The sequence below is a fragment of the Rossellomorea aquimaris genome (genome assembly GCF_001877785.1).
GTDB classification, from domain to species: domain Bacteria; phylum Bacillota; class Bacilli; order Bacillales; family Bacillaceae_B; genus Rossellomorea; species Rossellomorea aquimaris_A.
Genome location: NZ_MINN01000011.1, coordinates 1 through 11,835, shown reverse-complemented (window position 1 = coordinate 11,835; position 11,835 = coordinate 1). Strand labels below are relative to the sequence as shown.

Genomic DNA, 11,835 nt, shown 5'->3' with positions numbered 1-11,835 from the left:
CAATGGCGGTTAATCGGAAACGACAAATCGTGGAGGCGGCCTCCAAGTCATTTTCTTTATTTGGTTATAAAGCCACCACCATGGACCAGGTCGCAAAGCTTGCGAACGTAGGGAAAGGGACGATTTATACGTTCTTTAAAAACAAAGAAGAACTATTTGATGAAATTGTCACTTCCTTGCTCAATGAAATGAAAAAGGAAGCTGAGGAAGTGATTGATCCCCGGGAATCTTTTTCAACAAATGTTCATCGGGCACTGTTTCGCCTGCTTGAATTCCGGAAAGAGCATCAGCTGACAATCAAGCTCTATCAAGAGGCAAGGGAAATGGGAACGCCTGCTGTTTCGGAAGTAATCGACCGTATGGAAAAAGTGGTAGTCGAATTTTTAAGCCACCGCATAGAAAAAGCGATTGCTTCTGGCGCGATCAAGCCATGCAACCCGGAAATGACTGCTTTTATCATGCTGAAGCTTTATGTCTCATTGATTTTTGATTGGGAACGTCTTCACGGTCCATTGGAAAAAGATGAGATTGCCAATCTGTTCGAACTCTATCTTATTAAAGGGTTATCTGCCGGATAGTCCTTCATTTTTGGCCGGGAATGACCAATAGAACAAAATGGTCATTTATTTTTTTGAACGGAATTGACCATTTGAGAGATATGGTCAATTATTCTATTCCAAGCAATCTAACATAGGAGGATAATATGAAGAAATCATTTACAGGTTCAGAATTCAAAGCGATTTTCCGCAATAAGAAACTGCTTATTCCGATCCTTGCTGTTCTTTTCATCCCTGTATTATACAGCGGAATGTTTCTTTGGGCGTTTTGGGACCCATATGAACAGCTTACCGATTTACCAGTAGCGGTTGTAAACAGTGACCAGGGAGCGGAGTTTGACGGAGAAAATCTCCACATCGGCGACGACCTCGTGGAGAAGCTGAAAGAAAGCGAACAATTCGATTTTCACTTTGTGGATAAGGAAGAAGGCTATAAAAACCTCGAGAAGCAGGACTATTACATGCTAGTCGAAATTCCTGAGGATTTCTCGGAGAACGGCACCACCCTTCTTGAGGAACACCCGAAAAAGCTTGCACTGAAATATGTACCGAATGAAAGTTTCAACTTCCTGTCGGCACAGATCGGTGATACTGCCATGAAAGAAATCAAGGCTAGCCTTTCTAAATCGGTCTCAGAAACATACGCCGAAACGATGTTCGATAAAATCCAGGAGATGGGTGACGGCTATGAGACAGCAAGTGAAAAAGCCGGGGAAATCAATAATGGGGCCCTTGACTTATCCAAAGGGGCAAAGGCACTGAAAGATAACTTAACGGTTCTCGCTGAAAAAAATGTTGAGATGACTGACGGCGTTGCGAAAACGAAAGCCGGTGCTGCGGAACTGGCATCCGGTTCTAAGGAACTCTCTGACGGTGTAGGAGGCATGACGGATAAAACAAACCAATTGTATAAAGGCACACAGGATGTTCAATCAGGTGTGGACGCCCTTGCCCGCGGGATCGACAAGAGCAGGGCCGGTCTTGAAGAAGTCGATGCCGGCCTTGACAGTGCTGTAGACAATACAGCTAAACTGTACGCCGGTTCTCAAACGCTTGCAGAGAAAATCGGAGAGCTTCAGGCTGGGGCTGATCGTACCCAGGCCGGAGCCAAAGAGATTGGAAGCGGAGCCGCTGAACTCGAAGAACAACTGGCTCCGTTCATGGGCAGTCTTCCTGAAGAAAAGCAGGCACAGCTGCAGGCTGCCATCAATCAGATTAAACAAGGCGCTTCAGGCCTCGAGACAGGCACAGGTTCGCTGAGCACAGGTGCAGGTGAACTGCAGAAAGGCGCCGGCACACTGGCGGGAGGTATCGGCCAATTGAATGAAGGTCAGAAAAAACTTCAGGGCGGTGTCGACCAGCTCGTTGCCGGCTCAGTCCAGCTTGACGAGGGTTCCAATCAACTCCAGGCAGGCCAGGCTGAAATCGTCAAAAACTTCGGCCTGTTAACTGAAAAGATGAGGGATGTCTATGAAGGAACGGTCCGCCTTGCGTCTGGGGCCGGTGAATTAAATTCTGGCCTCAACAAAGTGTATGACGGATCGGCTCAATTGACAGATGGATCGAAGAAGCTTGCAGACGGTTCAGTCCAATTAGCAGACGGTTCCACAAAACTGGCTGATGGAACAACCGAATATGAACAGAAATTAAATGATGCGGCTAAAGAAGCAAACAGTGTGGAACCAAATAAGGAAACGTATGACATGATGGCCGGTCCGGTCGATGTGAAGAATGAAAAAATCAACCATGTGCCGAACTACGGAACCGGGTTTGCCCCGTACTTCCTATCCCTCGGGTTGTTCGTGGGGGCACTGTTGATCTCTATTGTCTACCCACTAAAAGAGCCTGCAGACCGCCCGTCCAGTGGAATGAACTGGTTCATGGGTAAATTCGCAGTCTTGACAACAGTGGGAATCATTCAATCCTTGATCGCAGCAGCAATTCTGCTGTTCGGATTGGGACTTGAAGTGGAAAGCGTACCATTGTTCCTGCTTTCAACCATCATTACAAGTCTCACGTTCCTTGCATTGATTCAAATGCTCGTCACGATCCTTGGAGATCCTGGACGTTTCGTTGCAATCATCATCTTGATCCTGCAACTTACAACAAGTGCAGGTACATTCCCGCTGGAATTGATTCCAAACGCCCTGCAGCCAATCAGCGCCCTGCTGCCGATGACATACTCAGTATCAGCTTTCAAAGCGGTCATCTCAAGCGGAGACTTCGGTTTCATGTGGCAGAATCTATTCATCCTGATGGGATATTTCCTTGTGCTCATCGCCCTCACATCCATTTTCTTTGTGGGACTGTTCAAGAAACAATATTCAAAAACAGCAGAAGCAGCTTGATAGAAAAAAGGCTATAACATTAGGATTTTTGTTTGAATTAACCCGAACTAATTTGCGTTATTAAATGCAAATTAGTTCGGGTATTTTATTTTATGGTACTGATAATAAGGTTTTAGCTTTTTCCAGCGGTTGATTGGAGTGCAAGACGAAGACTCCTGCGGGAAGAGTAGCTGATGTGAGACCCCGCAGGAGCGCAGCTTCGAGGAGGCTCTCGGGCTACCCGCGGAAAGCGAAGTCTTGCACGGAAATCAATAACGGTGATTTGACTCTACACCAAGTTGTTCGTCTTAAGGGAATAGTTTTTAAGTTTTGTCCCGAGATCGTTTTCATTCATAAAATGGACAAACCCTTAAAGGGTGAAAGGGTGTATACTATGTGGTGAGAAGTTCATAATGGTTAGTATTCAGTAGATTGAAGGAGAATGGTAATGAAAAAGACTCTGATATTTTTAACATGGGGTATCCTTGCACTGTTTATTTCGGCTTGCGGGAATTCAAGCGGAGATGAGCCGGCTGAAAAAGACAACAACATGGAACCGATTGAGGCAAAGCTTGATGTACCGGAAAAAATCGGTAAAGGAGAAGCCGTGGCGCTTTCCACAAAAGTCACTCAAGGTGATGAAAACGTTGATGATGCAGATGAAGTGAAATATGAAATCTGGAAAAACGGCCATAAAGACGAAAGTGAAATGATCGAGGCAGAAAAAAAGAAGGACGGCGTGTATACAGCAGAAAAATCATTTGATGAAGATGGAATTTACACCGTACAGGTCCATGTGACTGCCCGCGATATGCATACCATGCCTAAAGCAGAGATTGCCGTCGGCAATGCAGAGGCAGAGGCACACGGGGAAGAAGGCGGGGATGACCACCATGGCCACCATGAAAGTACCGTCTCTATTCATCTGAAGAAGCCTGACACTATAAAAGCGGAAGAAAAAGCCGAATGGAAGGTTCACGTGGAAAATGAAGGCGAACCACTTAAAGGAGCCGAGCTGCGGCTGGAAATCTATAAAGAAGGCCAGGAAAAGCATGAATGGGTGGATATGAAGGCTGGAGAACCCGGTGAATACGGTGTTACATACGCCTTCCCGGAGAAAGGTTCTTATAATGTCCAGGTACATGTCACCAAAGGGGAAGAAATACACGAACACACCATGCAGACAGTGGAAGTCCAATGATAAAAAAAGGATGCTCTCATTTTAAACCGAGAGCATCCTTTTTTATTACCCCTTAATAAAGCGATTAATATTCGTGATCAGTTGTACATTTTTCACAATAAATTCCGTAGCATTCATGCTGCTCTTCAATGACTTCCCCACACTGTGCACAAGACTTAGGCGGCAAATTTCGAAAGAATTCCATAATATTTTTTACCATGTTCATCACCCTCCGTAATTTTAATTTCACCCGTCATTTGTTCGTGTTATATAACTGGTGTGTTAATTTATTTTATTGTATTATAACAGTATGGAGTTCGTCAACGTTTTATTCAAAATTAGGCTCGAAAAATGAAAAAATAGGCAAAATGAAGTATAGTAAGGTTGTAATTAATTTCGCCTGGGAGGTGCAGCATGAAACTGACCATCATTGGTCATTGGGGCGGATATCCGAAAGCAGGCGAAGCCAGCACAGGGTATTTGCTTGAACACAATGGCTTTACATTACTGTTGGATTGCGGGAGCGGGGTCCTCTCACAACTACAAAAATATATCGAGCCCACTGATTTGGATGCCTTACTTATTTCCCATTACCATCCGGATCACATTGCAGATGTCGGTGTGCTGCAGCATGCTTTATTAATACAGTATTTCTTAGGAAACTCAAAAGGTACGCTGCCGGTTTATGCCCATAACGAAGATACACATGGTTTCAAATCGCTTACATATAGGGACTTAATGAAAGCTCATGCTTATAACGAGCAGTCCAAATTAACAATCGGTCCATTCTCGGTTACATTTGTAAAGACAAAGCATCCGGTTCCGTGTTACGGAATGAGGATTGAAGCCGATGGGAAATCCATTTTTTACACAGCGGATTCAGCCTACAAAGAATCTTTTGTGCCGTTTGGGAAAAATGCAGACCTGCTGCTTTGTGAATGCAATTTCTATGGGGATATGGATGCATCGGGAGCCGGGCATATGACAAGCCTTGATGCCGGGAAGCTTGCGGGAGGAACGGGGGCAAAGAAACTGATACTCACCCATCTTCCTCACTTTGGCAATCTTGAACAACTGGTCTCCGAAGCAAACACTTTCTTTAAAGGAGACACGGAGCTTGCAAGACAGGGAATGGAAATCATCATTTAGGAGGAACACGATGTTATTTATTGATAATAAAGGGATCACAGATCCAAGGGTCAACCTGGCAATCGAAGAGTATGCATTGAAGAATCTTGACATAAACGAAAGTTACTTACTGTTCTATATCAATGAGCCATCCATCATTATCGGAAAGAATCAAAATACAATAGAAGAAATCAATACAGAATATGTTGAAAAAGAAGGGCTGCACGTAGTGAGGCGTCTTTCAGGGGGCGGGGCCGTTTACCACGACCTCGGAAACCTGAACTTCAGCTTCATCACGAAGGATGACGGGGAAAGTTTTCATAACTTCAAGAAATTCACAGAACCGGTGGTCAAAGCCCTGAATAAGCTTGGAGTCAATGCCGAGCTGAGCGGACGGAATGATTTGATGGCAGAAGGACGTAAAATTTCGGGGAATGCACAATTCTCTACAAAAGGCCGCATGTTCAGCCATGGAACACTGCTGTTTGATTCGGAAATGGAAAATGTCGTTTCTGCACTTAAAGTGAAAAAGGACAAAATTGAATCTAAGGGAATCAAATCCATCCGCAGCCGTGTCGCAAACATATCGGAATTCCTTCCTGAAAAAATGACGATCGAGGAATTCCGCTCCACGCTCCTGGACTATATTTTTGATGGAAGCGAAGTCGAAGAATATGTCTTGACTGAAGAGGATTGGAAAAACATTAACGAGCTATCCAAAGAGCGTTATCAGAACTGGGACTGGAATTACGGGAAATCCCCGAAATTCAATCTCCAGCACTCACACAGATTCCCAGTTGGCGGGATCGATGTCCGATTGGAAGTCAATAAAGGTGTCATTGAAAACTGCAAGATATACGGAGATTTCTTTGGCGTAGGCAATGTAGAGGACGTAGAGGAGAAGCTCACCGGCACCCGCTATGAAAGAAAAGAAATTGCACAGGCATTGGAAGGAATAGAGATCCCGCACTATTTTGGGAAAATAACAAAAGAAGAATTCGTTGATTTGGTGTATTGATATGCGTGAAGAAGCACTCCCTGGTTTTGGGGGTGCTTTTTTATAGGATGGGTTTTTGGGGGTGAGCCAGGCATTCCGTTCAGTGGTATGTTTGGTAGTATTCTACCAGTGTGAAATTAGAACTAAATATTTATGTACCGTATTGAATTATTATTCTATCATTATAGTATTACATAATTTGGAGGTACATACATGAAAAACAAGTTACTTGCAGGAATCGCCAGTTTTACCCTGCTGGCTTCCACCCCCTTTAACGTATTGGCCGATTCTCCTCAAACGGTCATTCAAAACTCTCAATTTGAGGAAAAGGAGAAAAGCTTATTCAATAGTGAGCACTATGATTTTGTGAAGTACTCGCAAATAGAAGGAAAGCTGGATGCTCTTGCCAAAGAAAGCAGCCGGATTTCCGTCGAAAAGAGTGAAACGAAGTCTGCTCTCGGCCAGGACATGTATGTCGTAACAGTGTCCGACCCTTCCGCAAAAGGAAAATTCGGATATTATAAGGGCCTTCGCAAAAAAATGATCAAATCTCCTGAAAAAGCTCAGGATTTCATTGAAAAGCACCCCGATTTAAAAGTACCGGTCATGATAAACGGTTCCATCCACGGTACCGAGTTTGCAGGCACTGATGCAGTTCTCCAATTAATTGAACGATTCGCAACAGACAATGACGAGGAGACCAAATCAATCTTAGAAGACCATATCCTCATTTTCAATGTTACAGCGAATCCGGACGGGCGCATTGGTGCAACCCGTTTCAACGGGAATGGGATTGATCTTAACCGCGATTTCATCACTCAATCACAGCCTGAAACAGAACATATGGTAGATTTGATCACTGAATGGAATCCAATGGTATTCCTTGATCTTCATGGATATGTAAAGGGATATGGCGGTCCTTCAAAACCGGGCCTTATTGAACCATGCACTCCACCGCATAACCCCAATTATGAATATGATTTGTATTCCAAATGGGCCATGAGTCAAGCTGAAGCGATGGAAGCAAGCATTGTAGGCAATAAGGCTGATTATGAAAATACGAATACAGAAACGTCCAAAGTGGATTATCAGAATATGGAGGGGACTTATATCCCGCAGCGTGATGATTCGGCAGGATGGGACGATTATCCGCCGATCTTCACACCGATGTATGCAATGTATCATGGTGCATACGGTTATACGCTTGAAGCACCTACAAATGATTGGGATGGTGTCAAATGGACGTATGATGCTGTGATGGGTGCCTTAACTTTTGCCAGTGAAAACAAGGCAGAAATGGTAAAGGATCAAATTGAAGTGTTTAAGCGCGGCGTTCAATTCGATCATCCATTCCATAAAGAAGGTCATTTCCCGTCAGCGTATATTTTGCCTAATGACAAACAAGATCAAACAGCCACTCAAAAAGCTGTCGCACACCTTCAAGATAATGACATAACCGTGGAAGAAGCTAAAAAAGAGTTTACGTATGAGGGTGTGACGTATCCGAAAGGCACCTATATTGTACCAATGGATCAGGCAAAAGCGGGGCTTGCCAATACGATGCTTTGGGATGGTGAAGACATAACGGAAGACACGCCTAGCATGTATGACATTTCCGCATGGAATCTGCCGGAACTATGGGGATTCCAGGCAGTTGAGGTAAGCAGTGAGGACCAACTGAATGTGAAGTCCAATGAAGTACGCGTACTTGATTCGAAAGGGGAAGTGATTGGAGAGGGACCTTATGCCATCCCGAATTCATCGGTGGAATCACTCTCTATGGCAAATCAGTTACTAAATAAAGGACACACGCTATACAGGGGCAGCGATGGCACATTATATGCCGGCAGTTCAGCTAAGTCTGAGCTTCAGACCTTCATAAAAGATTCAGCTGTGAACATTACTACTGCAGACATCCCTGAGGAGGCAAAAGAAATATCCTCCAAGAAAGTGACAATCCTCAAAGATGGCGGAATCAACAAAGCTCAATCTCATTCCGGAACAAAATTGGCGTTGGAGCGTCTGGGATTCCAAGTTGTTGAGAAAACTCCTGTGCAGGTAGCTGAAGAAGGATTGGGAGAAAGTGATGTATTCATCTATAATGGAAAATCAAACTTAATTTCCTTTGAAAACAGTACGGCAAATAAGGAGTTCGGACTGCAGGACGCCGCTCAATATGAAGCGTTTAAGGCAAACGTGAAAAGCTTTATAGCTGAAGGCGGAAACTATCTGGCTATCGGAGCTGGCGCTTCCCAAGCAGCAACCAAACTTGGCCTGAGTGATATAGAAGTGAAAACGGGCGGCTCAAACAGCAACGGCATCGTTCATCTGGCACACGGTGATTCAACGTATACAGCCGGTTATGACGCCGCGGATATCGGGTTTGTCTACCAGCCGGCCTGGTATTCAAATACCGAAAACAAGGAAGTGTTATCAAGCTATAAAGATAGTGAAAATTTCTTTATGGCCGGTCACTGGAAAGACAGAGCACAAGCGCAGGGCAAACCGGTCATAGTGAAAGACGGGAATCTCTTATTCATTGGATTGGAACCAACCTTCCGAGATCATACGGATTATCTGTTCCGACTGGTATCAAACGCCATTTTTGCCGGATCAAATTAATCATCATATTAAGAAAGACTGCCCTGATACAGGGCAGTCTTTCTCTTATTCTATCAAAGGTTTTATAATGCGGGGGACTTGTATTAATACTATTCTTTATATAAAATATATTTTGAATACTTTTAATAATTAGATGAATGACCATTCATTCATTTTACAAAGGGGAGGGATTACAATGAATATTTCAAAGCGGCTGGAGCAAATTGCTTCTGAAAAAGCAGACAAGACAGCCTATCATTTCCTGGATCAATCGAGTACATATGGAGAGTTGAATGGTGCCGTCTCTAAATTTGCCAGTGGATTAGAACAGCTGGGGTTGAAAAAAGGGGATCATATCGCACTCGTTCTGGGAAATTCACCGCATTTCGTCATTGGGTTATACGGGGCACTGCGCCTTGGATTGAAGGTCATACCGGTCAATCCGATCTATACACCGGACGAAATCGGCTACATCCTGAGAAACGGGGATGTAAAGGCAATTGTTACACTGGACCTGCTTCTTCCGTTGATTGAAAAGATGCACCACTTACTGCCTGATGTGCAGCATTTCATTCTTTGTGAATCAGGTGACGAGCGTGCGAAAGGGGTAGATGTAGAAAAAATTGCTGCAGTAAACCCAAAATTGAAATCGTTTACAGGGGTTTTGTCGAAAGGGGACGTGAGCTTCAGCGGACAACCGGAAATCGATGAAGAAGAAGTCGCAATCATCCTTTACACATCAGGAACGACCGGAAAGCCGAAAGGAGCGATGCTGACTCACAAGAATATTTACACGAATGCACATGATGTCGGCAGCTACCTGAAGATGAACGAAGAGGACAGGGTCATCACCGCCCTTCCGATGTTCCATGTTTTCTGCCTCACCGTCGTACTGAATGCACCATTGTTGACGGGGGCGACGCTCTTGATCGTCCCGCGCTTCAGTCCGAAGGAGATTTTTGCACTGTCAAAAGAATTTCAGCCGACTGTATTTGCCGGTGTACCGACGATGTACAACTTTCTATATCAATTTCCTGAAGGCAATCCAGAAGATTTATCTTCGCTCCGTCTTTGTATCTCGGGCGGTGCTTCCTTACCGGTAGCCCTCCTGAAGAACTTCGAAAAAAAGTTCAACGTCATGATTTCCGAAGGATACGGATTATCGGAAGCATCACCGGTCACATGTTTCAACCCGCTTGACCGTCCGAGAAAACCCGGCTCGATCGGAACTTCCATCATGAATATCGAGAATAAAGTGGTCGATGAACTTGGAGATGAAGTACCTGTCGGTCAGGTAGGGGAACTGATCGTCAGGGGACCGAATGTCATGAAGGGCTATTACAAAATGGAAGAGGAAACAGCGGCAGCCATCCGTGACGGCTGGCTGTATACAGGTGACCTTGCCCGCATGGATGAAGAAGGCTACTTCTTTATCGTAGACCGCAAAAAAGAATTGATTATCGTGGGCGGCTACAATGTCTATCCACGTGAAGTGGAAGAGGTGCTCTATAACCACCCTCAGATCGTTGAAGCGGCAGTCATCGGCGTGCCTGATCCCGAAATGGGCGAAGCGGTGAGCTGTTATGTGGTCAAAAATGATCCATCACTCTCGGAGGATGCAGTAAAAGAATATTGTGAAAAACATCTGGCTAAATATAAGCTCCCTTCACATATCGAATTCCTCGAGGAGCTGCCTAAGAATACAACAGGGAAAATACTGAGACGCGCATTGAAAGAGCAAGTCTTACAGTCTTGACTTTCCAGGTGTCCAGTGTCGTTCACTGGACATCTTTTTTATTTGTTGGAAGGGTTTTCACGGTATTTGTCGAAACATACATATGGAGAAACTATACGCACAAAGGGGAGAACCATCTTGGAATCGATTCTTTTAGAACAAAAAGGACACGCTGCCCTGGTCACGATCAACCGGCCGGAGGCAATGAATGCCTTTAACTATGATACGTTAAACGAATTGCAGCAGGTAGTGGATTCACTCCGCCTGAACCCCGACATCCGGGTCGTGATCTTCACCGGGAGCGGCGGGAAAGCCTTCAGCGTCGGGGCCGACTTGAAGGAGCGCAAAACATTGACAGAAGCCCAAGTGCTCCGGAACGTGTATAAAATCGGCGAAGTCTTTCAATCAGTTGCCACACTTCCGCAGCCGACGATTGCTGCAATGAACGGCTACGCTTTCGGCGGTGGGATGGAGCTTGCCCTTGCCTGTGATTTCAGACTGGCGGCAGCAGGCACATCAATGGGCCTCACCGAAACAAGCCTTGCCATCATCCCCGGTGCAGGGGGCACACAGCGCCTGCCGCGTCTGATCGGGGAATCAAAGGCCCTCGAACTGATCCTCACCGCCAAGCGGCTGTCCTCGGAGGAAGCCCGCGAAATCGGACTGGTGACAAAGGTCGTAAGTAAAGACAACTTCCTTGAAGAAGTCCATGCCTTTGTGGAGCCTATGCTTTCGAACGGACCGGTCGCCCTCCAACAGGCAAAATTCGCCGTGAAGAACGGCATGAACGTCGATCTCCAGACCGGCCTGCAAATCGAACGAAAAGCATACGAAATCACTATCCCAACCGAGGACCGCGTGGAAGCACTGCTTGCATTCAGTGAGAAGAGGAAGCCGGAGTTTAAAGGGAAATAAGGTTTATTTTGTGGAGGAGAACCCGCTTGGGGATGGCGGGTTCTTTTTTTTGTGAGGAGTTTTTTAAGGTGTAGGGGGTTTAGTTAGAAAATGGGATTTGACAAATTAGGGGTTTTGGTTAGTGAAACAAGAAAATTCGACAAGTGGCGCAATAATTTAGATTTTTGCGCAATTATTTAAAAAGTGGCGCAAATATTCGAAAAGATGCGCAATAATTCTTAAACTGGCGCAATAATAATTGATGAAGTTCTATGAATATTAATATATTAGTCAAGTCCGTATTATTGTGTAAAATTCCTTACAGCTGTTTTCAACTATTTTGGATTATCAGTACTAGCCCCCACATTTTTTTGTCGAAACTTCCATGAGGTTCTGATCCCATAGCCGGTTGGGTC

General features: G+C 44.9%; 9 protein-coding genes. 8 read left to right on the top strand and 1 reads right to left on the bottom strand.

Translation table 11 applies throughout. The features are described 5' to 3' along the window. Nucleotides 1–2: 2 nt before the first annotated feature. The 3 genes from BHE18_RS00100 (at nucleotide 3) to BHE18_RS00090 (ending at nucleotide 4,085) form a co-directional block, all read left to right on the top strand. Entirely contained in the window at nucleotides 3–578 is a 576-nt protein-coding gene (locus tag BHE18_RS00100) for a TetR/AcrR family transcriptional regulator (protein WP_071616746.1), read from the top strand. Nucleotides 579–703: 125 nt separating this feature from the next. Beyond that, nucleotides 704–2,905 (top strand): YhgE/Pip domain-containing protein, encoded by a 2,202-nt coding sequence (locus tag BHE18_RS00095; RefSeq protein WP_071616745.1) that lies wholly within the window; start codon nucleotides 704–706, stop codon nucleotides 2,903–2,905. 427 nt (nucleotides 2,906–3,332) lie between these two features. Continuing rightward, complete coding sequence (locus BHE18_RS00090; RefSeq protein WP_083573548.1) at nucleotides 3,333–4,085, top strand: FixH family protein; 753 nt, start codon at nucleotides 3,333–3,335, stop codon at nucleotides 4,083–4,085. A 64-nt stretch (nucleotides 4,086–4,149) separates the two neighbouring features. Here the strand turns inward: BHE18_RS00090 and yhfH are convergent, their stop codons facing one another. Continuing rightward, entirely contained in the window at nucleotides 4,150–4,284 is a 135-nt protein-coding gene (gene yhfH / locus BHE18_RS00085; protein ID WP_071616743.1) for a protein YhfH, read from the bottom strand. A gap of 194 nt (nucleotides 4,285–4,478) precedes the next feature. On the opposite strand from yhfH, the gene BHE18_RS00080 reads away from it, so the two are divergent. The 5 genes from BHE18_RS00080 (at nucleotide 4,479) to BHE18_RS00060 (ending at nucleotide 11,440) form a co-directional block, all read left to right on the top strand. Continuing rightward, on the top strand, nucleotides 4,479–5,213 hold the full coding sequence (locus BHE18_RS00080; protein ID WP_071616742.1) for an MBL fold metallo-hydrolase: 735 nt from the start codon (nucleotides 4,479–4,481) through the stop codon (nucleotides 5,211–5,213). Between the two features lie 10 nt (nucleotides 5,214–5,223). Continuing rightward, entirely contained in the window at nucleotides 5,224–6,210 is a 987-nt protein-coding gene (locus BHE18_RS00075) for a lipoate--protein ligase (protein WP_071616741.1), read from the top strand. A 192-nt stretch (nucleotides 6,211–6,402) separates the two neighbouring features. Continuing rightward, nucleotides 6,403–8,811, top strand: coding sequence for a M14 family zinc carboxypeptidase (locus BHE18_RS00070; protein WP_071616740.1), 2,409 nt, complete (start codon nucleotides 6,403–6,405; stop codon nucleotides 8,809–8,811). Between the two features lie 175 nt (nucleotides 8,812–8,986). Further along, nucleotides 8,987–10,546, top strand: a complete 1,560-nt coding sequence (locus tag BHE18_RS00065; RefSeq protein ID WP_071616739.1) for a fatty acid--CoA ligase family protein — start codon at nucleotides 8,987–8,989, stop codon at nucleotides 10,544–10,546. A gap of 117 nt (nucleotides 10,547–10,663) precedes the next feature. After that, a complete protein-coding gene (locus BHE18_RS00060) occupies nucleotides 10,664–11,440 on the top strand; it encodes an enoyl-CoA hydratase-related protein (protein WP_071616738.1) in 777 nt (258 codons plus the stop codon). The last annotated feature ends 395 nt before the right edge of the window (nucleotides 11,441–11,835 follow it).